At 71.0% G+C, this 23184-nt stretch carries 23 protein-coding genes and 1 riboswitch; of the genes, 4 read left to right on the top strand and 19 right to left on the bottom strand.

The genetic code is table 11. The features are described 5' to 3' along the window. Positions 1–6: 6 nt before the first annotated feature. Positions 7–819: a class I SAM-dependent methyltransferase gene (locus JKJ07_RS28160; protein WP_202994823.1), complete on the top strand. Its 813-nt coding sequence runs from the start codon at positions 7–9 to the stop codon at positions 817–819. Here JKJ07_RS28160 and JKJ07_RS28155 read toward each other — a convergent pair. The 7 genes from JKJ07_RS28155 to JKJ07_RS51875 are packed head-to-tail and all read right to left on the bottom strand — an operon-like array spanning position 756 to position 8567. Further along, a complete protein-coding gene (locus JKJ07_RS28155; protein ID WP_202994822.1) occupies positions 756–2015 on the bottom strand; it encodes a vWA domain-containing protein in 1260 nt (419 codons plus the stop codon). The two genes, JKJ07_RS28160 and JKJ07_RS28155, sit on opposite strands and share 64 nt — an antisense overlap. Then, a complete protein-coding gene (locus JKJ07_RS28150) occupies positions 2002–2937 on the bottom strand; it encodes an SRPBCC family protein (RefSeq protein ID WP_202994821.1) in 936 nt (311 codons plus the stop codon). The genes JKJ07_RS28155 and JKJ07_RS28150 overlap by 14 nt, the downstream gene beginning before the upstream one ends. After that, on the bottom strand, positions 2934–3794 hold the full coding sequence (locus JKJ07_RS28145; protein WP_202994820.1) for an AAA family ATPase: 861 nt from the start codon (positions 3792–3794) through the stop codon (positions 2934–2936). Before JKJ07_RS28145 ends, JKJ07_RS28150 begins: the two co-directional genes overlap by 4 nt. Before the next feature lie 3 nt (positions 3795–3797). Continuing rightward, the gene (locus tag JKJ07_RS50210; RefSeq protein WP_202994819.1) at positions 3798–4817 is read right to left on the bottom strand and encodes an XdhC family protein; all 1020 of its coding nucleotides are present in this window, start codon (positions 4815–4817) and stop codon (positions 3798–3800) included. Between the two features lie 9 nt (positions 4818–4826). After that, positions 4827–7217: an aerobic carbon-monoxide dehydrogenase large subunit gene (locus JKJ07_RS28135; RefSeq protein ID WP_202994818.1), complete on the bottom strand. Its 2391-nt coding sequence runs from the start codon at positions 7215–7217 to the stop codon at positions 4827–4829. After that, positions 7214–7687: a (2Fe-2S)-binding protein gene (locus JKJ07_RS28130; RefSeq protein ID WP_202994817.1), complete on the bottom strand. Its 474-nt coding sequence runs from the start codon at positions 7685–7687 to the stop codon at positions 7214–7216. Before JKJ07_RS28130 ends, JKJ07_RS28135 begins: the two co-directional genes overlap by 4 nt. A 4-nt stretch (positions 7688–7691) precedes the next feature. Beyond that, on the bottom strand, positions 7692–8567 hold the full coding sequence (locus tag JKJ07_RS51875) for an FAD binding domain-containing protein (protein WP_202994816.1): 876 nt from the start codon (positions 8565–8567) through the stop codon (positions 7692–7694). 360 nt (positions 8568–8927) lie between these two features. After that, positions 8928–9078: riboswitch (cyclic di-AMP (ydaO/yuaA leader) on the top strand. A 6-nt stretch (positions 9079–9084) separates the two neighbouring features. Here JKJ07_RS51875 and JKJ07_RS28120 point away from each other — a divergent pair. Both JKJ07_RS28120 and JKJ07_RS28115 read left to right on the top strand, forming a co-directional pair. Beyond that, the gene (locus JKJ07_RS28120; RefSeq protein ID WP_202994815.1) at positions 9085–9561 is read left to right on the top strand and encodes a C40 family peptidase; all 477 of its coding nucleotides are present in this window, start codon (positions 9085–9087) and stop codon (positions 9559–9561) included. Positions 9562–9612: 51 nt separating this feature from the next. After that, positions 9613–11628, top strand: a complete 2016-nt coding sequence (locus tag JKJ07_RS28115; protein ID WP_202994814.1) for a hypothetical protein — start codon at positions 9613–9615, stop codon at positions 11626–11628. On the opposite strand, the gene JKJ07_RS28110 is transcribed toward JKJ07_RS28115, so the two are convergent. The 11 genes from JKJ07_RS28110 to JKJ07_RS28065 all read right to left on the bottom strand — a co-directional run bounded on the left by JKJ07_RS28110 (position 11582) and on the right by JKJ07_RS28065 (position 22139). After that, positions 11582–12304, bottom strand: a complete 723-nt coding sequence (locus tag JKJ07_RS28110; protein WP_202994813.1) for a Pr6Pr family membrane protein — start codon at positions 12302–12304, stop codon at positions 11582–11584. The two genes, JKJ07_RS28115 and JKJ07_RS28110, sit on opposite strands and share 47 nt — an antisense overlap. Before the next feature lie 5 nt (positions 12305–12309). After that, positions 12310–13641 carry an acyl-CoA synthetase gene (locus JKJ07_RS28105; RefSeq protein ID WP_202994812.1) on the bottom strand — a complete coding sequence of 444 codons (1332 nt, stop codon included), beginning with the start codon at positions 13639–13641 and terminating at the stop codon, positions 12310–12312. Continuing rightward, positions 13638–14216: a hypothetical protein gene (locus JKJ07_RS28100; RefSeq protein ID WP_202994811.1), complete on the bottom strand. Its 579-nt coding sequence runs from the start codon at positions 14214–14216 to the stop codon at positions 13638–13640. The genes JKJ07_RS28105 and JKJ07_RS28100 overlap by 4 nt, the downstream gene beginning before the upstream one ends. Before the next feature lie 29 nt (positions 14217–14245). Then, positions 14246–14713 carry a TetR/AcrR family transcriptional regulator gene (locus JKJ07_RS28095; RefSeq protein ID WP_438871445.1) on the bottom strand — a complete coding sequence of 156 codons (468 nt, stop codon included), beginning with the start codon at positions 14711–14713 and terminating at the stop codon, positions 14246–14248. A 1038-nt stretch (positions 14714–15751) separates the two neighbouring features. Further along, positions 15752–16921 (bottom strand): esterase-like activity of phytase family protein, encoded by a 1170-nt coding sequence (locus tag JKJ07_RS28090; protein WP_202994809.1) that lies wholly within the window; start codon positions 16919–16921, stop codon positions 15752–15754. A gap of 61 nt (positions 16922–16982) precedes the next feature. After that, positions 16983–17930 (bottom strand): glycosyltransferase family 2 protein, encoded by a 948-nt coding sequence (locus tag JKJ07_RS28085; RefSeq protein WP_202994808.1) that lies wholly within the window; start codon positions 17928–17930, stop codon positions 16983–16985. 261 nt (positions 17931–18191) lie between these two features. Next, complete coding sequence (locus JKJ07_RS28080) at positions 18192–18539, bottom strand: hypothetical protein (protein WP_202994807.1); 348 nt, start codon at positions 18537–18539, stop codon at positions 18192–18194. A 34-nt stretch (positions 18540–18573) separates the two neighbouring features. Then, positions 18574–19746 (bottom strand): cytochrome P450 family protein, encoded by a 1173-nt coding sequence (locus JKJ07_RS28075; protein WP_202994806.1) that lies wholly within the window; start codon positions 19744–19746, stop codon positions 18574–18576. Positions 19747–19759: 13 nt separating this feature from the next. Next, positions 19760–20071, bottom strand: a complete 312-nt coding sequence (locus tag JKJ07_RS50200; protein ID WP_307834448.1) for a DNA glycosylase AlkZ-like family protein — start codon at positions 20069–20071, stop codon at positions 19760–19762. A gap of 1 nt (position 20072) precedes the next feature. Further along, positions 20073–20339 (bottom strand): DNA glycosylase AlkZ-like family protein, encoded by a 267-nt coding sequence (locus tag JKJ07_RS50195; RefSeq protein WP_236030033.1) that lies wholly within the window; start codon positions 20337–20339, stop codon positions 20073–20075. Positions 20340–20348: 9 nt separating this feature from the next. After that, positions 20349–22139, bottom strand: a complete 1791-nt coding sequence (locus JKJ07_RS28065) for a thiamine pyrophosphate-requiring protein (RefSeq protein ID WP_202994805.1) — start codon at positions 22137–22139, stop codon at positions 20349–20351. Between the two features lie 84 nt (positions 22140–22223). Between JKJ07_RS28065 and JKJ07_RS28060 the strand changes: the two genes are divergently transcribed. After that, positions 22224–22478 carry a hypothetical protein gene (locus JKJ07_RS28060; protein ID WP_202994804.1) on the top strand — a complete coding sequence of 85 codons (255 nt, stop codon included), beginning with the start codon at positions 22224–22226 and terminating at the stop codon, positions 22476–22478. Here the strand turns inward: JKJ07_RS28060 and JKJ07_RS28055 are convergent. Beyond that, positions 22467–23168, bottom strand: coding sequence for an alpha/beta fold hydrolase (locus JKJ07_RS28055; protein WP_202994803.1), 702 nt, complete (start codon positions 23166–23168; stop codon positions 22467–22469). The genes JKJ07_RS28060 and JKJ07_RS28055 overlap by 12 nt on opposite strands. Between the last annotated feature and the right edge of the window lie 16 nt (positions 23169–23184).

Raw genomic sequence — 23184 nt, 5'->3', positions numbered from 1 at the left:
GCCCGGATGAGTGTCGATCCGGCGGCGCACAACCGCATGGCCTGGGACCGGCAGGTCGACCAGGGCAACGAGTGGTCGCGGCCGGTCCCTGCCGAGACGATCGCGAGGGCGCGGGCCGGCGACTGGTCGGTCGTGCTGATCGGCTACCGACCCGTGAACCGCTCCTGGTTCCCCGCCGACCTGACCGGTAAGGACGTGCTGTGCCTGGCCTCCGGCGGCGGCCAGCAGGGGCCGACGCTCGCCGCGGCCGGAGCCCGGGTCACCGTGCTGGACAACTCGCCGCGCCAGCTCGAGCAGGACGAGCTGGTGGCCCGGCGCGACGACGTGCCGCTGCGGACGGTGCTCGGCGACATGCGCGACCTGTCCGCGTTCGCCGACTCCTCCTTCGACCTCGTCTTCAACCCCGTCTCGAACCTGTTCATCCCCGAGCTCGCCCCGGTGTGGCGGGAGACCTTCCGGGTGCTGCGACCGGGTGGGACGCTGCTGTGCGGCTTCCTCAACCCCGACGTCTACTTGTTCGACCACGAGGCGCTGAACCAGCGCGGCGAGCTGGTGGTCCGGCACAAGCTGCCGTACAGCGACGTCACGCACGTGCCGGCCGAGGAACGCGACCGGCTCTTCGGCGCGGACGCGCCGCTGGAGCACAGCCACAGCATGGCCGAGCAGCTCGGCGGTCAGCTCGCCGCCGGCTTCGTCATCACCGGGTTCGAGGAGGCGCCGCACCACTCGGACGCCACGGCGGGCTGGCTGCCGGGCTATTTCGCGACCCGCGCGGTCAAGCCACGTCCGCCTGGCGCGGACGGGTCCTGCAGCAGGTGAGCCGCGGCTGCCAGGTCCTGGAACGTGGCGGCGGGTAACAAGCGGTCGCAGAACGGCAGGGCGGCGGCCATGCCGGCCACGCGCGGGGCGAAGCCCGGGGCGCTCGCGCGCGGGTTCAGCCACAGGACGCGATGGGCCCGGCGGCGCAGGCGGGTCATCGCCGCGGTCATCAGCTCGGGCGGGTCGCTGTCCCAGCCGTCGGAGGCGACGATCACCAGGGCGCCGCGCAGGGTGTTGCCGTGGTGCGAGTCGAGCAGGGCGGCCACGTTGGTGGCGATCCGCGTGCCGCCGAAACGGTCGGTCACCAGCTCGCCCGCGCGGGCCACGGCCTCGGCCGCGTTCGTGTGGCGCAGGGCCGGGGTGAGCCGGGTCAGCGTGGTGGCGAAGGCGAACACCTCGGCCTCGGCGACCAGCGTGAACGCGCGCATCAGATGCAGATAGGCGGTGGCCTGCGCGCGCATCGACTCGCTGACGTCACAGAGCAGCACGGCTCGGCGGGGGCGGCGCAAAGGCCTTTCCCGTACGAGGTGAGCCGGCTCCCACGCCGTACGGCGGGCGCGGGCGATCGTCGGGCGCAACGCGACACGGCGGCCGGCCGGGTCGGGGCGGTGGCGGCGGGTGCGCCGGGTCGGCCAGCGGATGAGCGCGGCGCGCAAAGCCTCGCCGAGCAACCCGGTCTGAGTCGCGTCCAGGTCTTCGAACGGAAGCTCGGCCAAGGCGGCGAGGGCGCTCGGGCGGCGGTCGGGCACTTCGAGGCCGGTGTCGGTGGTCTCGGCCGCGGCCACCACCGGGGGCAGGGTCGCCCAGGGCAGGCCGCTGCCGTCGGCGAGTTCGTCGGTGTCGGCGGGCACGGGCACCTGCACGTCGTCGTCGCGGCGGGCGGCGGGGGCGACGGCCTGGCGGATGAACGGCAGCGGCGGGGCGTCGGCGAACACGGCCGCGAACACCTTGTCGAAGGCGGCGAGGTCGGGCTGGCGGCGTACGAGGGAAACTCGGGCCGTCCAATAGAGCGTGTCGAGGCTCAGGGGCGGGCTAACCTCTAGCGCGTGGACGAAATCGCCGGTCTCGGTCAGGCCGGTGGGGATGCCGGCGCGGCGCAGACGGGCGACGAGGGCCACGGCCAGGGCGGCCCGGTCGGTGCCTCGCAGCAGCACCGGCCGAGACGTGCCGCCGCGGGACGGGTCAGCGCCGGGCAACGAACCACACGATGACGCCGACCACCACGACCGCGCCGATGGCTACGGGGATGGCGCGCTTGTAGAGGGAGCCGCCCGCGACGGCGAGCAGGTCGAGCGGCTCGGGTTCGGTGGGAGCGGGGGCGGGCCGCGTCGCGGTGGGGAGCGGCTTGGCGCGGGCCGATGACGACGGCGCGCCGTTGACCGGGAAGTCCGACGAGGGCGAGCTGTCGACAGCCGCGGAAGTGGTGGTCGGCGCGGGTGGGGTGCTGGTCGCCGGTGGGGCGGCCACGGCGTCGGCCTTGTCGTCGATGGTGGAGGCGGCGAGGGGCTCGCTGCCGCCGACGGCGGGGGTGGCGGGCTCGGCCGCGCCCGGGTCGGCCGGGATCAGGTTGGCCGTCAGCGTCTCGGGGCTCGGCGCGTCGGCGCTCGGGGTCGCGGCCGGCGGCCCGGAGGTCAGCACGGCGGCCGTGCCGGGGACGGTGTCGGTGGTCGCGGGGTCGGTGGCGAGCTTGGCTTCGAGGTTCGTCACGAACTCGGCCAGCAGCTTGTTCGAGATCTCCTTGATCATGCCGCTGCCGAACTGGGCCAGCTTCCCGCTGATCTTCAGGTCGGTGTCGACGCTGACCAGCGTGCTCTCCCCGGCCGGCGTCAACGACGCGGTGACCAGCGCCGACGCGTTCCCCCCGGCCCGGGCGTCGCGGCCCTTGGCGTCGATCACCGCCCGGTACGCCGAGTCGTCCTTCTCGGTGAACTGCGCGGTCCCGGCGAAGTCGGAGATGACCGGCCCGACCTTGACCTTCACCTTGCCCTTGTAGACGTCGCCGTCCACGCCGGTCAGCTGCGCTCCGGGCAGGCACGGGGCGACCCCCTCGAGGTCGGTCAGCACCTGCCAGGCGCGCTCGATCGGGGTGTGCACGGTGAACTCGTTCGTGATCTTCATGGAGCCTCCTCGGAGACGACGAGGGCCACGGCGGTCCGGTCGTCGGGGGTTTTCGCGATCGTGCCGAGCGTGCTGACGACGGCGGCGTCGGTGAGGTCGGCGACGCCCAGGGCGGACAGCGCCGACACCCAGTCGATGGTCTCGGCCAGCCCGGGCGCCTTGTCGAGCTCGAGCCCGCGGACCCGCCCGACGAACTCGGTCGCGGTACGGATGAGCGGCTCGGCGGCGCCCGGCACGGCCCGGCGGACGATCTCGGCGGCGCGGGCCGGGGCCGGGAACTCGATCCAGTGGTAGAGGCAGCGCCGGCGCAGGGCGTCGTGCAGGTCGCGGCTGCGGTTCGAGGTGAGCACGACGATCGGGGGTCGTACGGCGGTGAACGTGCCCAGCTCGGGGATCGTGATCGCGGCCTCGCCCAGGAACTCGAACAGCAGCGCCTCGAACTCGTCGTCGGCCCGGTCGATCTCGTCGATCAGCAGCACCGGCGGGGTGGGGCCCTGATGCCGTACGGCTCGGAGGATCGCACGTTCCTGGAGGAACTCGGCCGTGAACAGGTCGGCGTCGGCGAGCTTCTCGTGGCGGGCCTCGGCGAGCCGGATGGCCAGCAGCTGGCGCTGGTAGTTCCACTCGTAGAGGGCCTCGCCGGCGGTCAGGCCCTCGTAGCACTGCAGCCGGATGAGCGGGGTGTCGAGCGCGAGCGACAGCGCCTTGGCGGCCGCGGTCTTGCCGACACCGGGCTCGCCCTCGAGCAGCAGCGGCTTGCCGAGCCGGATCGCGAGGAACATCGCCATCGCGAGTCCCTCGTCCACGAGGTAGTCGACGGCGTCGAGGCGGTTGGCGACCTCGTACGGGTCCTTCATCGGCTAGGCCGCCGCCACGAAGCTGTCCCGGCAGCCGATGCGGCAGAACCAGAAGTCCTGGCCGTCGACGAGCGCGTGCGGGGTGTCGTCGTCGATGAAGACGGTCATGCCGCAGACGGGGTCGGTCTCGCGGCGGGGCGCCGATCTCGACAGCGTGACCGGGGTGGCGCCCCCAAGATCGCCAACCCCAAGATCGTCACCGCCAAGATCAACTGCCGCTACTAACCCGCCCTCCACGGGGGCTCCCCCAATGCCCATTGTCGTCGTTGGGGGGTTGGTCATGTTGGGGGGCTGTGGATAACTCTGGTTTGTGGATAACTCGGGGTCTTTGGTGCGCAGCTCACGCACGATCTCGGCCATGATGGCCAGGGCGATCTCCTGAGGCGTACGGGCTCCGATGTCCAACCCGGCGTGGTTGCGCACCCGGGACCGCTCGTCCTCGCTCAGCCCCATCCCGTCGAGCACGACCGTCCCGCGCGTGTGGCTGGCCACGAGGGCGATGTACGGCACCCCGGCGTCGAGCGCGGCCCGGATGGCCCGTTCCTCGTCGCGGCCGCGCCCCGCCACGACGACCGCGGCCACACCCTCGTACGAGGGAAGGGTTGTCAGCTCGAAGTCGAGGAACGAGGCCAGCTCGGCGGCGGCCCGGCCGATGGGGGTGTCGCCGACGACGCCGATCAGGGGTTTGGGCAGCACCGGCCGCAGGAAGATCTCGATCGCCCCGCCCGAGTGGCACGGGTTGACCACGACGAGCGCGCCGGGAGTCTCGGGGAACGACGCCGCGTCGTCGGGCAGCACCCGCAGCAGCAGGGTCTTGCCCGACGACAGGGTGTCAAGGGCGGCCGCCCGTACGGAGCTCTCGGCGCACACACCCCCGACGAAGCCCTCGATCGACCCGTCGTCGAGGATCACCGCGTCGTCACCGGCGCGCGCCGAGGTCGGTTCCTGGGCGCGCACCACGGTGGCGTGCACGAACGGCCGGCGCGCGACGGTGAGCTCGCGAGCCCGTTCCACAACAGTCACAGCGAACCCCTAGATCGGCGGTGTGGCCCGGCCCCGCATGGCGTCCCACACCCGTGAGGGCGTGAGCGGCATGTCGGCGTGCCTGACCCCGTACGGCTTCAGGGCGTCGACCACGGCGTTGACGATGGCCGGCGGCGAGCCCACGGTGGCCGACTCCCCCACGCCCTTGGCCCCGATCGGGTGGTGCGGCGACGGCGTGACCGTGTAACCGGTCTCCCAGTCGGGCACCTCGAGCGACGTCGGGATCAGGTAGTCCATCAGGGACGCGCCGAGGCAGTTGCCGTCCTCGTCGAACGAGATCATCTCCATCAGGGCCATGCCGACGCCGTCGGTCAGCCCGCCGTGCACCTGCCCCTCGATGATCATCGGGTTGATCCGGGTGCCGCAGTCGTCGACGGCGATGAACCGGCGCACCTTGACCTGCGCGGTGCCGGGGTCGATGTCGACGACGCAGATGTAGGCGCCATGCGGGTAGGTCAGGTTGGACGGGTTGTAGCAGATCTGCGCCTCGAGCCCGCCCTCGACACCGTCGGGCAGGTCGCCGGCGCCGTGCGCGCGCATCGCGATCTGCTGAATCGTGACGGCCTTGCCGGGGTCGCCCTTGACCTGGAACGAGCCCTTGACCCATTCCAGGTCGGCCACGGTCACCTCGAGCATGGCCGACGCGATCAGCTGCGCCTTGTCGCGCACCTTGCGGGCCACCAGGGCGGCCGCGGCGCCGGAGACGGGGGTCGAGCGGCTCCCGTACGTTCCCAGCCCGAACGGCGTCTGGTCGGTGTCGCCGTGCACGACCTCGATGTCGGCCGGCGGGATGCCGATCTCCTCCGCGATGATCTGGGCGAAGGTCGTCTCGTGGCCCTGGCCCTGGGTCTTGACCGACAGCCGCACGACCGCCTTGCCGGTGGGGTGCACCCGCAGCTCGCAGCCGTCGGCCATGCCCAGGCCGAGGATGTCCATATTCTTGCGCGGGCCCGCGCCGACGGCCTCGGTGAAGAACGAGATGCCGATGCCCATCAGCTCGCCCCGGGCCCGCTTCTCGGCCTGCTCGGCGCGCAGGGCGGCGTACCCGGCGATGTCCATGGCCTGGCGCATCGTGGGCTCGTAGTCGCCGGAGTCGTACACCCAGCCGGTCTTGGTCTCGTACGGGAACTGGTCGGGCTGGATGAAGTTCTTCAGCCGCAGCTCGGCCGGGTCCATGTCGAGCTCGGCGGCCAGGCAGTCGACGATCCGCTCGACCAGGTACACCGCCTCGGTGATCCGGAAACTGCACGCGTACGCGACCCCGCCGGGAGCCTTGTTGGTGTAGACGGCGGTCATGTTGCAGTAGGCGGCCTCGATGTCGTAGCTGCCCGTGAACACGCCGAAGAAGCCGGCCGGATACTTCACCGGGGCCGCGGTGCCGTTGAACGCGCCGTGATCGGCGAGGACGTTCGTCCGGATGGCCAGGATCTTGCCGTCGCGGGTGGCCGCGATCTCGCCGCGCATGATGTAGTCGCGGGCGAACCCGGTGCTGATCAGGTTTTCCGACCGGTCCTCCATCCACTTCACCGGTTTGCCGGTGACGATGGAACCGACGATCGCGCACACGTAGCCGGGATAGATCGGCACCTTGTTGCCGAAGCCGCCGCCGATGTCGGGCGCGATCACCTGGATCTTGTGCTCGGGCAGCCCGGCCACGATCGCGTACAGGGTGCGGTGGGCGTGCGGGGCCTGCGTGGTCGACCACAGCTTGAGCTTGCCCTCGACCGCGTCGAAGTCGGCGACCGCGCCGCACGTCTCCATCGGGGCCGGGTGCACGCGCGGGTAGACGATGTCCTGCTTGACGACCACGTCGGCCCGCGCGAAGACGGCCTCGGTGGCCTCGGCGTCGCCGGTCTCCCAGTCGAAGCAGTGGTTGTTGGTCTTGCCCTCGAGGTCGTCGCGGATCAGCGGCGCGTCCGGGGCGAGGGCCTGCCGCACGTCGATGACCGGGTCGAGCACGTCGTACTCGACGTCGATCAGCTCGAGCGCGTCGCGGGCGGCATACCTGTCCTCGGCGACGACGAACGCGACCTCCTGGCCCTGGAAGCGCACCTTGTCGGTGGCCAGCACGGCCTGCACGTCGTTGGAGAGGGTCGGCATCCAGGCCAGGCCGAGGCCCTTGAGGGTCTCGCCGGTGACCACGGCCTTGACGCCCGGGGCGGCCTCGGCGGCGCTGGTGTCGACGCTGACGACCCGGGCGTGCGCGAACGGCGAACGCAGGATGGCCAGGTGCAGCATGCCGGGCAGCTGCACGTCGTCGGTGAACCGGCCCCGGCCGCGGATCAGGCGCGGGTCCTCCTTACGCAGCATCCGCCCGTAGCCGACGGGCTTCTGGTCGTTGTCGTCGAACGTCTCTGTCCGTTCGTGCACAGTGGTCACTGGTTCACCCTCGCCTCGTGGACGGACGCCCACCGCACCGAGCGGACGATCGTGGAGTAACCCGTGCACCGGCAGATCTGGCCCGAGATGGCCTCACGGATCTCGGCGTCGGTGGGGTCGGGATTTTTGTCGAGCAGGGCCCGGCAGGTCATCATCATGCCCGGCGTGCAAAAACCGCACTGCAGGCCGTGACACTGCATGAAGCCCTCTTGGATCGGGTCGAGCTCGGCTCCCTTGGCCAACCCTTCCACCGTACGGACCTCGTGCCCGTCGGCCATCGCGGCGAGCACGGTGCACGACTTGACGGGCTCACCATCCAGCCACACCACACACGTACCGCAGTTGCTGGTGTCGCAACCCCAGTGCGTGCCGGTCAGGCCGAGCGTGTCGCGCAGGAAGTGCACGAGCAGCAGCCGGCCCTCGATCTCGCGGGTGACCTCGGTGTCGTTGACGATCATCGTGACCTGCATGGGTTCAGCTCCTCGCCCGTTCGACGGCCTTGCGCAGCGTGCGCCGGGTGAGCTCGTCGGCGAGGTGGCGCTTGTAGTCCTCGCTGCCCCGCTGGTCGGTGGCCGGGTCGCAGCTGCTCGCCGCGATCGCGCCGGCCCGCTCGTACAGCTCCTCCGACGGCGTGCTGCCGCGCAACGCCTGCGAGATCTCCGGGATGCCGGTCGTGTTGGGCCCGACCGCGGCCAGCCCCACCCGCGCGTCGGCGAACGTGCCGTCCGGCGCCAGCCACACCGCGGCCCCGGCCGACGCCACCGCCCAGTCCCCGGCGCGGCGCTCGACCTTCTCGTACGCGCTGCCACCGTTGCTTCGGACGGGCAGGTGCACCTCGACGAGCATCTCCCCGTCGCCCACAGCGGTCTCGTACGGGCCGACGTGGAACTCCTCCATCGACACGACCCGCTCGGCGCCGCCCGGACCCCGGATCACGCAGCTCGCGTCGAGGGTCGTGCACACCGCGGACAAGTCTTCGGACGGGTCGGCCTGGCACAGCGAGCCGCCCAGCGTGCCCCGGTTGCGCACCACGGGGTCGGCGATCACCCGCTCGGCGTCCCGGAAGATCGGGAACGCGGCGGCCAGCTCGTCCGACTCGAGCAGCTCCCGATGCCGGGTCATGGCCCCGATGCGTACCTCGTCCGCCTGCACCCGGATGTAGCCCAGCTCGGCGTGCAGCGGGTTGATGTCGATCAAGTATTCGAAGTTCGCCAGCCGCAGCTTCATCATCGGCAGCAGGCTGTGCCCGCCCGCCACCAGCCTCGCTGAGCTGCCCAGACGTTCCAGCAGCCCGATCGCCTGGTCCACACTGGTGGCACGTTCGTATTCGAACGGAGCCGGTACCTGCACGCCGCACCTCCCGGGTCCGTGGCAATCTCTCCCCGGTCCCGTCCAAAGTCAACAGCGACCTAAGTGATGCCTTAAGTCACCCGGCGGTGCCATCGCGGTTGCGGCTCGGGAGCGCATTCCGGCCCCGCAGATGCCAGGCCGACCCAATTCGGTGACAAGGTTCACCGGCTAGGCCCGGCGATACCGCCCCGTCCCCACCCGCCTGCCCCCGATGTCCGTTGCACTTGCGCGCCACCCGTCCGGTTCGGGTCAGCCGAGTTTGCTGAGCCCGTTGAGAAACAGTGGCGAATCGCTGGGCCCGGCCGATCGTCTTCGTGTGCCGCTCCGGGGACGCCGAGTCCCGCCCACCACGAAGCGGCCGACCTGTCATCGACGGAACTTCAGTGGGCGGGAACGGGGGAACCAGATCGCCGGCGCTTCACGGCCGGCTCGGGGTGAAGTCGCTTCTCGCGGCGGGCCGCCTTCAGGCCTAATCCGACAGCTAACCTCGCAGGCGGTTGAAGGACCAAGGATCGCCATGACCCTGCGCCGCCTCCTGCTCGTCGCCGTTTTTTCGGCCGCCGCTCTTGTCGCACCGGCCGCCCCCGCTCAAGCCGCCCCGGTCTCCCCGGACGCCGCCGCCTCGGCCGCGCTCGCCGCCCGCGGCACCACGATCGTCGCGGCCGCCCGCGCCCAGCGGGGCAAGCCCTACAAGTACGGCTCCCGCGGCCCCACCGCGTTCGACTGCTCAGGCCTGACCGGCTTCGCCTACGCGAAGGCCCACGTCACCCTCCCCCGCACCGCCCAGGCCCAATACCGAACGGCCAAGAAAATCACGGCCGCTGCGGCTCGCCCTGGGGACCTGGTCTTCTGGGTCTCGGGCAGCCACGCCTACCACGTCGCCGTGTATGCGGGCGCCGGCCAGGTCTGGCACGCCCCCAAACCAGGCGACCGCGTCAAACTAGCCAAAATCTGGAACTGGAAACAGGTCAAGTTCGGCCGCATACCCGCCTGACCCGTCAACCTGACGACAGCGGTATCGCGCCCGGCGGCGCACGCTTGAGATATGCGCGGGCTGGCGGCCACCGTAGCCGCGACGATCCTCGTGATCGCGCAGCCACTGCCTGCCCGGGCCGCCGAGGCGATCGAATTCGCGGATGCGCGCCCGGCCGTCATCAACCTGGAAACCGCGGAAGTCGAGCAACGCTGGCGTGTGCCTGTCCTGGACGGCCGGCCGGGCCGCCGCCACGACTTCTTCCTGACCGTGGCCTTCCGCCCGGCCGGCGTGCTCGAAGTCGAGTCCCGACGGCTGACGCTGGACGAGGGCGAAGTCGGGGCCTTCGTGGTGACGTTGCTGCGCAAAACGCCCGGCTCCGGCGAACTGCTCCTTTCCAGCGGCGGGGCGATCGTCCGCCGGGCGATCAGCACCAGCAGCCGTCCCGCCCCGGCACCCGTCGCGATCAGCAGCCTGCAGTTCGCCGGTTTCCGCCTGGCTCCGTTCGGCGAGACGACCCGCGTCGACGACGTCGTCATCCCGGATGCCCCCGGTGCTGCGGCCGATCCGCGCCCCGCGCAGATCGGGATGCTGACGTCCCGTCGTGGTGACACTGCCGAAGTGGTGCGTCAGGGGACCACCTTCACGGTGACCGGCGTAAGCCGACCGGGCGAGTATCAGGGAGTCGTGGACCTGCTGCCGGGCCGGCCGGGCGGGGAGGCGCAGGGCACGCTCCGGCTTCGTGACCTGCCGGTCTGGCCCCTCCTGGTGCTGATCCTGGGCCTGCTGGTGGTGCATTTGCTCAACCGCTACCACCAGCGTGAGCGACCACGCAACGTTCTGGACCTGAATCTGGCCCGCCTGCGCGACGAAGCGGAGCAAGTGCAAGCGGCCTTGAACGGTACCTATCGCATCACGGCCGCGCCGCGGGAACCGCCCCTCGTGCTTGATCACCGCGCCGACGAGGCACGGCGCCGGTTCGACGAGGTTCTGACCGACGGCGAGCGGGCGGACTGGGACGCCGGGGGCGCCGAATACCTCAAGATCGCCGGGCTGGTCGACTCGTTCACGACGCTGGCCGACCTGCTTAAGGCGCTGAACACGGATCGCTTCGACCGGGCGGGTGACCGGCGGATCGAGCGGGCCTTGGACAAGTCGCCGGTCGGCGAAGCGCTGCGCGGACGCCCGCTGTATTCGGAGTCCGATCTGCACGAGGCGGTCGTGGCGGTGAGCGAGGCAAGGGCCTACCTGCGCACCTTCCACCGCCTCTACCGGCAGGCGGCCAGGATCAGCGCCGGAGATGTGCTGGCCAAACTGACCGATGGGCCGGAGGACCTGACTGCTCTGGACGCGGAGGTTCAGAAGCGCTATCGGGCCTGGGAGCCTGATCCGATCACCGATGAACTGCCCGGCAAGGCGGCGGCGACCGTTGGGCGCGCTCCCGTCAAGTACCACGTGAAAGTGAGTCACCAGGACGTCGATGCTGCCGACATACTCGACACCTCGGCTCGGCGTCGTCCGAAATGGATCGCAACAGCAGCCGTCCTGCTGCTGGTGCCTATCGTGGCGTCAGCCGTCTACCTGGTCACCTCAGCCGGCCAACCCGCCGGAGTGGCCCCGGCTGCGAATACGACGGCACCCACAGGGAGGCCGCCGGCCACGGCACCTCCCGGACCGGCGGCGCCGCCAGAGTTGCCCGTTGCCGCGGAACCGCGGGCACCGTCACCCCGGCGGCTGCCCGTCGCTCAGCCTGCCATATGGCGCCTGGTGGTCTACGGAACGGTGCTGCCCCTCGTGGCCGCCGGCGCCGTGATCATCGTTGGCTTGCTGGTGCGCCGGCTCTGGCGTCCGCGGCGGTCCCGGCTGGACAGCGCGCTGCTGGATCGGCGGGTGAGGCGGTCGGACCGGAGATTCGCCCTGATCGGCGATGGCCTGATCGTGCTGAGCGGGATGTCGGTCCTCTACGCCGCCAATCCCACATTCGGCACTGTGGGTGACTACCTGACCGTGGCGCTCTGGGGCACCGCCTTCGGGGAGGGGCTCACCCTGGCTCGCCGGCTCTGGCCGGGCCCGATCGTGCGGGTATAGCCAGGGCGGGCGAGCCGACCTCGTCGGAGGGGGCCGCCGGGGTGGTGGGGCGCAGGCGGGCGGCCAGGCGGTCGATTCCCAGCAGGGCGGCGCCGAGGACGGCGAAGATCACGCCCAGTTCGAGGAATTGGCCGGCCACCCAGTCGTAGCCGTGGGTGGTGGGGTCGAGGAAGAAGTACGGGTAGCGGGCGCTGACCGTGGGGAACAGGATCGCGCGGGCGACCGACGTGGCGCCGTAGGCGAGGGGGAAGAGGATCCACAGGCCCAGGTCGCGCCACGGGGAGACGCGGCGGGGGCCGAACAGGATCCAGTCGGCCAGGACCAGCAGGGGGACGGCGTAGTGGACCAGGAACATCGACCAGTTCGTGACGCGGCTGGCGACGTCGGGGGCGACCAGGCCGGGTAGCGGGTTTTCGCCGTTCTGCAGCATGAAATGGGAGATCAGGCCGGTGATGACGATCCACAGGGTGACCGCGCCGCGCAGGCGGGGTGCGGCTGGGTCGGTGGTGCGGCGGCGGACCATCCAATAGAGGACGCCGCCGAAGTAGCCCAGGGTGATCAGGTTGCTCTGGCACGTGTAGTAGACGATGCGGTGGTCGCCGACGAGCAGGCCGACCAGACCGGAACCGACGATGAGCACGCGCAGCCAGAACTGTGGCGTCAACCAGACCCTCATCGGGCCTACCGTAACGCCGCCTTCTGCACCTTGCCCATCGCGTTGCGGGGCAGGCTGCCGACCAGGTGCACCGCGCGGGGGCGTTTGTGCACGGACAGGCCGGCGGCGACGAAATCGATCAGCTCGCGCTCCGTCGTCCCGTCCGCGACCACGTACGCGGTGATCTGCTCGCCGAGATCAGGGTGCGGGGTGCCGACGACGGCAGCCTCCTGGACCGCGGGGTGCAGCAGCAACGCGTCCTCGACCTCGCCCGCCCCGACCCGGTAGCCCCCGGTCTTGATCAGGTCGGTGGAGGCGCGCCCGACGATGCGGTGCCACCCGTCGGCGCCGATCGTGGCCACGTCGCCGGTCTCGAACCAGCCCTCCCGCTCGGGCCGGCCGTGATTGAGGTAGCCGTCGAACAGCGTCGCCCCGCGCACCTGCAGATGCCCGATCTCGGCCCCGGGCCGCAGCACCGCCCCGGTGTCGTCGACCAGGCGCGTCTCGACCCCGGGCACCGGCAGGCCCACGTGCCCGGCGCGGCGTTCCCCGTCGGCGCGGGCGCTCACCGTGATCAGGGTTTCCGTCATGCCGTACCGCTCGACCGGGGCCTGACCGGTCAGCGTCCGCAGCCGCTCGAACACCGGCACCGGCAGGGGCGCGCTGCCCGAGACCAGCAGGCGGGCCCGGGCGAGCTCGCGGGCCTCGGTGGGGGCGGCGCAGACCCGCGACCAGACGGTGGGCACGCCGAAATACAGCGTTCCGGGCGTGGCCGCGTACGCCTGCGGGGTGGGCTTGCCGGTGTGCACGAGCCGCGAACCGAGCCGGAGCGGGCCGTGCACTCCCAGCACCAGGCCGTGCACGTGGAAAAGCGGCAACCCGTGCACGAGCGTGTCGTCCGGCGTCCACTGCCAGACCTCGGCCAGCGCGTCCAGGTCGGCCGCCAGCGCCGCCCGCGAGATCACGACCCCTTTGGGCGCGCCAGTCGTGCCGCTGGTGTAGAGGATCAGGGCCGGCCGCGTGGCGTCGGGCTCGGGTGGAACGTCGTTGCTCGCGGCCCGCTGCCGGGTGTCGATCAGCTCGGCGCCCGAGTCGGCGAGGATGTGCGCGCGCTCCAGCTCCCCCGCGTCGGGCGGGATCGGCACGACGGGGACGCCGGCCAGCAACGCCCCGGTGATGGCGACCACGGTGTCGAGCGTGGGCGTCGCCTCCACGGCCACCATCCGGCGACCGGTGATCTCGTTCGCCACCGCCGCGGCCCGGCCGAGCAGCTCCTGCCGCGACAGACCAACCCCTTGCGCCCGTACGGCGTCAGCTTGGTCCTCGGCATTGTGAAGCGCGCCGAGCAGCCGGCTCATCGGGTCGCCTCCAGCTGGGTGACCATCGGGGACAGCAGGTCGTTGAGCTCGCGGACCAGGACGGTGACGGTGCGTTCGGCCAGCTCGGGAAGCTCGGGGCCGGGGCTGTCGGGGAGCGCGGGCAGCCCGGCGAACGCGAGCGGCGCCTCGACGAGCACGGTCGAGCGCGCGTGCGGGATGCGGGCCAGCTCCTCTTGCGACGGCGCCAGGAACTGCCCGAACGTCTCGGGCCAGCCGCGCCAGCCACGATCCTGGGTCCAGCTCTTCGACGTGCTCAGCTCCCCCGGCCAGGGCGCGACCAGGTCGACGGCGGCGGTGAGCGAACCGTCCCACGTGTTGCGTCTCAGCTCGGCCCGCAGCACGCGTCGATGCACCCGTACGAACCCCGGGTCGAGATGCGGCGCGGTCGCCAGCCGCCAGGCCACACACGCGAACCCGACGGGCGAGATGTCACCCCAGCAGTCGTCGAACTCCTTGGCGTGCACCCAGACGTGCTCGGCGAACCGGCTGCGCCCCAGACCCGCATTCTCCCGGTCGTACTGCTCGTCCACCCAGGCGACACTCAACGCAGCCACGGACCCACCCTAGCCGCGACCGGCTGCCGCTACCCCTGTGGGCGCAGGCCGTCGAAGACGATGCTCAAGACTCGGGCTCGCAGGGGTGCGCCGTCGGCGGGCTGGTCGGGGACCCGCGAGACGGCGAGCATGAGGGCGGTCAGCTCGGAGACCGTGACGTCCTGCCGGATGGCGTTGACCGCCTGGGCCCGTACGAGCAGGGCGCCCAGCGCGCGGGGCAGCTGCTCGCGGGCCGGGGTCAGGGCCTCGTGCAGGTCGGCCGCGGTGAAGGCGTCGGTCCAAGCGTCCTTGCCCGCCGCTACCTCAGCCATGAGGGTGAGGAAGGTCCAGATCGCGGCGGCGGGGTCGTCGGACTCGACCAGCCGGTCGGCCTCCTCGGCGAACCGGCGGAGCCGCTCGCGGAAGACCGCCTCGATGAGCGCGGCCTTGGTCGGGAAGTGGCGGAAGACCGTGCCGATGCCGACGCCGGCCGCGCGGGCCACTTCTTCGGTCGACACCGTTGTGCCCCGCGCCACGAAGACTTGCTCGGCCGCGGCAAGCACCCTCGACCGGTTTCGCAAAGCATCAGCACGCGGCGCCCGCGCGGTCATAACTGCCCCCGTCCCTTATGTCGCATTAACAGCCGACTGACCGATCATCAGCCTAGCGTCCCCTTTGTAACGGAGTTATCACTCCACTTTAGACAATGAGGCCGCGTACGGAGACACCGTTTCCACTACCTGCGGAACGATCACAATCGGGGGTGGTAAAAGTCTTGATAAATTTCTTGGTCACACTGCCGGGCCGCCGCTCCACTCCGGACAAAGCGGCCCCGATCCCCTACCGAGCCGGGCGGCGAAATATGTTGCACACGCGGCAAATCCGGCCATCGCGACCACGGGCCGGGTCGCCGGGGCGGGGTGGCGGACGGGGGCGGGTCGCTCCGGGAGCGGGGGTCGCTCGGGGCGGGATCCGTTGGTCGCGTATCCGATAGAACGAACCGGGGGTTGCTCGTCCCGGTGCGGGGTCGTCTCCGGATCCGCGATACGAGGACAGGTCGCCCGCCTCCGGATCGCGCACGTTACTGGCTGTTGGTGCATCCTAGGAGGCTAGGTCGTCAGGGTGGGGCCCGCGCGGCGCGATGTCAGGGCAGGTGCATTGGCGTCCGGTCGCCTGCGGGCTCGGCTTGGCCTCGCGAATGTGCACGTTCGCAGCTGGCCGGGGCGTCGGCTGATCAGAAAGCCCAGGAAGGCTCGGGCGGCCAGACGGCCCGGGCCAGCACGTCCCGTCGGGTCAGCACGGCCGATCGGGGCCAATACGGCCCGTCGGACGGTCGGGGCGACGGCGGGGCAGCTCAGCCGAGGTCAGACCCCGCGCGGGGAGGCGGGCCTGGCCGGATCGTGGGGGCGCGGGCGCTTGACCACATGGGGCCGCCGGAGGCCGGGTGGAGTGATGTTGTTGCAATCAGCGGCCCGTGCGCCTTGGGGACCAATCCTAGGTCGTACGGGAAAAGGAGCGCGACGGGCCGCTGAAAGCGAAAGCAAGGAAAGTCGCCGCTACGGCAGGAGGCGGCGGTCGACGCGGAGCGAGGACGGCAGGGCGATGGTGATCCACTCGTTGTTGTCGGCGGCGGTGGCGCTGCGGCCGGTGGAGAACGGGAAGTTGTTGTCGTTCAGGACCGCGATCGTGCGGTTATCGAGGATCACCACGTCCTCGATGGTCTGGAACGGGAACGTGAAGGTCGTGCCGAAACCACCGATTTTGCGAGGGTTCGAGACGTTCATCAGGTCGACCACAAGGGTCTTCTTCAGCGACCCATCCCGCTGAACGACAGCCTCGTAGATCTTCTTCGTGACGGCGGTGGCGCCCTGGCCGTTGTCGCGCTCGATGATCAGGAAGCGGCCGTCGGCGATCGAGATGGCGTCGCCGATGGCGAAGTCGGGGTTGTCGAGCTGGTAGGTCCAGCGCTTGCCGGTGTACTGCTTTCTCAAAACATCGAACTCGTTCAGGCGCAGCGAGCCGGCCGGGTCGCCGGTCACCGTGCCCTCGAGCAGGGCGTAGAGGTGCCGGCCGTCGGGTGCCACGGCCAGGCCTTCGAAGCCCTTGCTGCTGCGGGCGGTGGCGGTCTCCCCCGTACGGGCGGCGGTCTCGGGCGCGATCACGCCGGGCAGCGCGACCGGGGCGTCGAGCAGGCGGCCCGCGCGGTCGAAGTGCAGCAGGTAGGGGCCGAACTCGTCGCCGATCCAGTACGAGCCGTCGGCCACCTTCACGATCGACTCGGGGTCGAAGTCGGCGCCGGTGAGCACGCGGTCGGCACGGGTGAGCTTCCACGGCACCTTGGCGTTCGGGTCGGTCAGCGTGATGCCGCCGAGCACGTCGACCTTGTTGCTCTTGAAGACCGGCGCCAGCTTCTGGACGCGCAGCAGGAAGTCGCCCGAGTTGGCCTGGTTGCCGTAGCCGTTGTCGGACAGCACGTCGAAGGTGCCGTCGCCGTTGTCGACGATGCCGGAGAAGCCCTGGATCGGCTGGTCGGCGAACGGCGCGGTGAAGCCGTTGAGGTTGCCGGTGACGAGCGCGCCGGAGGGCTCGCTGCCCGGGACGAACGTGCCGGCGGGCAGCGAGGCCCAGCCGGTCAGGGTGGGCTTGTGAGAGCCCCCGGCGTACGACGGTGTTCCCACCATCGACGCGGTGAGGGCGAGCAGGCCGATGACGGCGATCTTTCGCATGAGCCCGGACGCTAAAGATCGGGGGTTAATCGGCGGCGACGAATGGCTGACCAGGGGCAGGTCAGCGGGTGGCGGCCTCGGACTCGCCGAGGCCGGCGATCGTCTCGACTCCCCCGCCGAACCCGGCCGCGGCCACGGCGGCGATCACCGTGGCGGCGCGCAGGGCGTGATAGCCGCCCCGGCCCAGCGTCGCCGCCTTGAGGTTGCGGGCGACCGCGCGGGGCAGCGTACGCCGGATGTAGTCCTGCTCGGCGCCGAGCTTCTGGTCGCGCGGCAGCAGGCTGGCCATCTGCACCTTGCCGCGCCCCTCGGCGTAGCAGCGGCGCAGGAAGAACCGGAAGGTGGAACGATCCAGGGGGACGTCGTGCTCGATGACCGAGTCGGGCACGTACATCCAGTGGCCGCCGGTCTCGGCGCTGATCCGCAGGCAGAGCTCGGTGTCCTCGGGGCGGTTCTGGTCGCCGAGCTTGCCGAAGCCGACCCGGAAGCCGCCGACCTTCAGAAACGCCTCGCGGCGGACCATCATGCTGGCCGACCAGACGTTGCGGATCTCGGCGACCGAGGTCGGCATGCCCGCGTACGAGACCCCGACGGTCCAGAGCAGCTCGTCGGGCATCCAGCTCGGCCGCGTGCGTTCCCAGGCCGGGACGATCAGGCCGCCCGCGCCGACCACGGCCGGGTTGCCGAACGGGCGGGCCAGGTTCTCGAGCCAGGTGGGGTGGGCGACGGTGTCGTCGTCGAGGAAGGCGATCAGCTCGGAGCGGGCGTGGAACGCGCCGGTGTTGCGGTTGCCGGAGGCCCCGCGCAGCGACGTGTTCTCGAGCACCGTGACGCCCGGGAACTCGGCCTTGACCCGCTCGAACATCGCGGGGTTGTGGTCGACCACGATGATGATCTCGGCCGGGGTCGTCTTCTGCTGCTGCGCCGAGGCGACCGTACGCTGCAAGGAGGCCCAGCGGCGTTCGCTGTGCGTGGGGATGACGACGCTGGCGTCGATGCTCTCGGTCATGACTGGGCGCTCCATGGCGGGCGTGAAAGCCAGTTGATCAACTGGCCTGCGGGACCCTACACATGGAATCTATGAATTGCATAAGAGAGCGGCCGGGGCCTATTTAGAGTTCGAGAACAATTGTTTCTGGCCGGGAAACGAAGCGGACAATTACGGGCAGGACGGCGCCCGGAAGCCTTTCGCCGCAACGGATTCGGCGGCGAACGGCCGAGGACTAATCATCCGTTCGGCGCGTTCTGTCACGCAGATCACGGGGCATCGTCAGCGCCAGAACACGGCGACCGCGGCGTTGGCCAGGGTGAGCGTGATGATGCCGATGAAGTGGCCCTTGTTGACGTTCTCGCGCTTGCGCGGAATGAAGACCATGATGAAGATCAGGACGGCCAGCAGCAGCTTGACGCCCAGCTTGATCGGGCTCGGCTCCGCGTCGCCGCCGCCGCGCAGCGGGGCCGCCAGCCCGATGCCGGAGGCCAGCTGGATGATCGAGCCCCACAGCACGGCCGGGTTGATCCGGAACTTGCCGGAGAGGAACTGGGCGATCGCCCCGCCGAGCAGCAGCGCGAACCCGATCAGGTGGACGAAGAGCAGGATCAGCCGGAGTGCTTCCACGGCGGAAAGCTTGCCAAATCAGTCATCGTCCAGCTCACCCGGGGGTCACGGGCAGGGTGAAGAGCCCGCGCAGCAGCAGGCCGGGGCGCCAGGTCAGCTCGGACTCGTCGACGGCCAGCCGCAAGTTCTTGTGCGAGGCGGCCAGCGCGGTGAAGGCGATCTGCGCCTCGAGCCGGGCCAGCGGCGCGCCCAGGCAGTAGTGGATGCCGTGCCCGAAGGCCAGATGCGGGTTGTGGGCCCGGTCGAGCTCGACCGCGTCGGGGTCGGGGAAGCGGTCGCCGTCGCGGTTGGCCGAGAGCAGGCCGATGAGCACCCCCGAGCGGGCCGGGATCGTCTGGCCGTCGAAGTCGATGTCCTCGGTGGTGATGCGGTAGGTGGCCGTCTCGACCGGGGACTCGTAGCGCAGGAACTCCTCGATCGCGGTCGGGATCAGCGCCGGGTCGGCGCACAGCCGCTGCCACCGGTCGGGCTGGGAGAGCAGCAGATACATGCCGTTGCCGATCAGGTTGACCGTGGTCTCGTGGCCGGCGATCAGCAGCAGGAAGACCATCGAGATCAGCTCGTCCTCGGTCAGGCTGTCGCCGCTGTCGCGCACCCCGATCAGGCCCGAGAGCAGGTCGTCGCCGGGGTCGGCGCGGCGGGCGGCCACCAGCGCCTGGATGTAGCCGACCATCGCGGACGCGGCGCGCGGGTATTTGTCCTGGTAGGCCACGCCGCCGACGATGATGTTGGACCAGCGCCGGAACTTGTCGCGGTCGTCGGCCGGGATGCCGAGCAGCTCGCAGATCACCTGGATCGGCAGCGGGAAGGCGAAGGCATCGATCAGATCGAAGGGTGCGTCGGCCGGAAATTTGTCCAGCAATTCGTGCGTTATGTCCGAAATGCGGGGACGCAACGCCTCGATCCGGCGGGCCGTGAACGCGGCGCTGACCAGGCGGCGCAGCCGGGTGTGGTCGGGCGGGTCGACGGCGAGCATGTGGTTCGACAGGGCCCGGTCGATAGCGTTGGAGGGATGACGGATGTCGGAGGCCCGCTTGGCGAAACGGGGGTCGGCCAGGGCCCGGCGCGCGTCGTCGTACCGCGTGATCAGCCAGGCGACCGTCCCGCTGGCCAGCCGCACCCGCCGGATCGGGCCGTCGCGCCGCCAGGCCGCGTACGAGGGGTGGGGGTTGGCATGAAACGCCGGATCGGCCAAGTTGTCGGGCATCCGCGCCTCCCCGTTATCGCCGGATTTCCACCACCGTACGCCCTTCGAGACCGTGCCACGCCCGCAGCTGATCGCCCTCCTCCTCCACGGCGTCGGCGCCGTCCGGCCCGAACAGCGTGACCTGCAAGTCTTCCTGTGCGGGCCGCCAGGTGCCCGCCACCCGCCCGTCCACGAGGACAAAACGGGCACCCTCCACGCTGAGCCGGCGATGGGCGTCGTCGATGACGCGGCTGCGGTCGTCGAACCCGAGCACCACATTGTCGAAGGCGGGCAGAAACCGCGGGGGCGCCGGCGTCTCGGGGTCGGGCAGCTCCCCGTCCAGCACGTCAAAGCTCCCTTCCCCGTACGTCGCGGAAAGTGCGCAATTGCGGACGGAGCCGTTTGAGCGACTCGCGCAGCAGCAACTCGCCGAGCTCGGCCGGCTCGAACCCGTCGAGCCGGCTCCACAGCCCGTAATAGGGCTCGTGCGGTTCCTGCGCCTGCAGCCCGCACAGATGCTCGACGGTGTCGAACGCGGACCGGGTGTGCCGCCGGTCGAGCAGCTGACGGGCGAGCAGGGCCCGGTTGAGCGCGCGGTTGTCGAGCACCGTCATGCGGGCAGGTTAATCGGTGAACCCCTCGTCGGCGCGCTCCCGGCGCAGGTGCTGCTCGGCCCGGCGGGCGAGCGGGCCCTCCTCGGCCGCGAGCCCGGCATACATGCCCTTGACCTGCTCGGCGGTGCGACCCGGGGGCAGCAGCGGGATCGCCGGGTCGGTGCGCGCGTCGATCACCACCGGACGGTCGGCGGCTAGGGCCGTCTCCCACGCGGCGGTCATCTCGGCGGGCGACTCCACGCGCAGGCCGCGCAGCCCGAGCAGCTCGGCGTAGCGGTCGTACGGCACGTCGGGCAGCTCTTGCGACGTCACGAACCGGGGCTCGCTCTCCATCTCGCGCTGCTCCCAGCTCACCTCGGCCAGGTCGCGGTTGTTCAGCACGCAGACCACGAACCGCGGATCGGCCCAGTCCCGCCAGCGTGCGGCCACCGTGACCAGCTCGGCGAGCCCGGTCATCTGCATCGCCCCGTCCCCGCTCAGCACCACGGCGGGCCGGTCGCGGGCGGCCAGCTTCGCCGCCAGCCCGTACGGGATCCCGCAGCCCATCGAGGCCAGCGTGCTCGACAGGTGGGCTGGCACGCCGCGCGGCAGCCGCAGGTGCCGGGCGTACCAGTAGACGACCGAGCCGACGTCCACGGCGACCTGCGCGTTCTCGGGCAGCCGGGCGGTCAGCGACCGTACGACGTGCTGGGGGTTGAGCGGTTCGGCCGGGGCGTCCGCGCGGGCCTGCGCGATCTCGTGCCAGCCGCGCACCCAGCCCTCGACGCGCTCCCGCCAGGCCCGGCCGCCGGACGGCTTGACCAGGGCGGTCAACGCGCGCACGGTCTCGGTCGCGTCCCCGACCAGCGGCACCTCGACCGGATACCGTACGCCCAGCTGCCGCCCGTCGATGTCGATCTGCACCGCCCGCGCCTGGCCCGGCACCGGATAGAACTCGGTCCACGGGTCGTTGGTGCCGACCAGCAGCAGCGTGTCGCACTCGGCCATCAACCGCTGGCTGGCCGTGGTGCCGAGGTGACCCATCACGCCGGTGTGGAACGGCAGGGTCTCGTCGAGCACCGGCTTGCCCAGCAGCGACGCCGTGACGCCCGCACCGAGCCGCTCGACCAGCTCGACGATCTCGGCCGCCGCCCCGTACGCGCCCTGCCCCACCATGACGGCCACCCGCTCGCCGCTGGAGAGCACCTCGGCCGCCGCGCGCAGGTCGTCGTCGTACGGCACCACCCGGGCCGGCCGCAGCCCGGGGCTGGTCATCATCACGCCGTGCTCGTGGGTGCTCTGGTCGGGCGCCGGGGCCGTCTGCACGTCGTGCGGCAGGATCACGCAGGTCGGGCTGCGCGTCGCGAACGCCGTCCGGAACGCCCGGTCGAGCAGCATCGGCAGCTGCTCGGGGGTGTGCGCGGTCTGCACGAACTGCGCGCACACGTCGCCGAACAGCCGCTGCAGGTCGATCTCCTGCTGATACGAGCTGCCGAGCACCGTCGACGCCTGCTGGCCGACGATCGCCACCACCGGCTTGCCGTCCAGTTTGGCGTCGTACAGCCCGTTGAGCAGATGCACCGCGCCCGGCCCCTGCGTCGACAGGCAGACGCCCGCGCCACCGGTGTATTTGGCGTGCCCGACCGCCATGAACGCCGCGTTCTCCTCGTGCCGGGCCTGCACGAAGGCCGGCTTCCCGGCCCGGCGCAGCGCCCCCATCACGCCGTCGATGCCGTCACCGGCGTAGCCGAAGACCCGCTCCACTCCCCACGCGGTGAGCCGCTCCACCACCAGATCCGACACCGTGCGCTCGTTCGTCATGCGCCGCGACTACCCCGCGCCGCAACGGGTATCCATGTCTCGGCTGTTTTCGTCTCTCGGCTGTTTTCGAAGGAAGGAACCGTCATGACGAACCCCTCAGGTCCGCAGGCCGTCCCGATCGCCGCCGCGCTCTCCGACGACTTCGGCGACAAGGTGCGCGAGGAGACCGGCGCCAACCCCGACGGTCCCGTCGTGGGTGCCGCCGACGCCGACGCCGACGCGGTGGCCTCCGGCGCCGGGCCCGACCACCGCCGCCTCACCGACGCCACCCGCGACTCCGACGGCGTGCCGGTCGGCGCGGATGACGTCGAGGAGGACAAGCGGCAATCAGGCGCCTGACGCCTCGCCGATCAGCTCGACCAGCTGCGCGGCCTCGGGCATCGCCACCGTGTGCGAACCCCCGGCCAGCTCGACCGTGCGGCGCGAACCGGCCCGCTCGGCCATGAAGCGCAGCGCGGCGACCGGAATGTTGAGGTCGTCGCTGCCGAACAGGAACCACGACGGGATCGACTTCCACGCCGGCTCACCGGGGGACGCCTCACCCAGCGCGCCCTCGGTGATCGGGCGCTGCGTGACGGCCAGCACCGCGGCCAACTCGGCCGGCGAGTCGGCGGCGAACTGGTGATGGTAGAGATCCTGCTTGATGTAGAGGTCGGTGCCGCCGTCGGGCAGCTTCACCGGGCTCAGGGTCTCGCCGAGCGAGCTGCCGGGGAACTTGCCGGCCAGGTCGCCCGCGCTCTCCCCCTGCTCGGGCGCGAAGGCCCCGACGTAGACCAGCGCCTTCACGGCCGGGACGCCGGTCGCCGCGTTGGTGATCACCATTCCGCCGTACGAGTGGCCGACCAGCACCACGTCCCCCTCGACCGAGGCCAGGGTCGCGCGCAGATAGTCGGAGTCGTACTTGACGCCGCGCAGCGGGTTGGCCACGGCGATGACCGGATAGTCCTGCGCCTTGAGCAGCTTGATCACGCCGGTCCAGCTGGACGACTCGGCGAACGCGCCGTGCACGAGGACGATCGTCGGTTTCATGGAACTCCCCCAGGTC

Origin of the sequence: Paractinoplanes lichenicola, assembly GCF_016785085.1 — a bacterium.
Classification (GTDB): domain Bacteria; phylum Actinomycetota; class Actinomycetes; order Mycobacteriales; family Micromonosporaceae; genus Actinoplanes; species Actinoplanes lichenicola.
The sequence above is the reverse complement of the archived record's forward strand: the minus strand, read 5'-3'. Positions and strand labels throughout refer to the sequence as shown.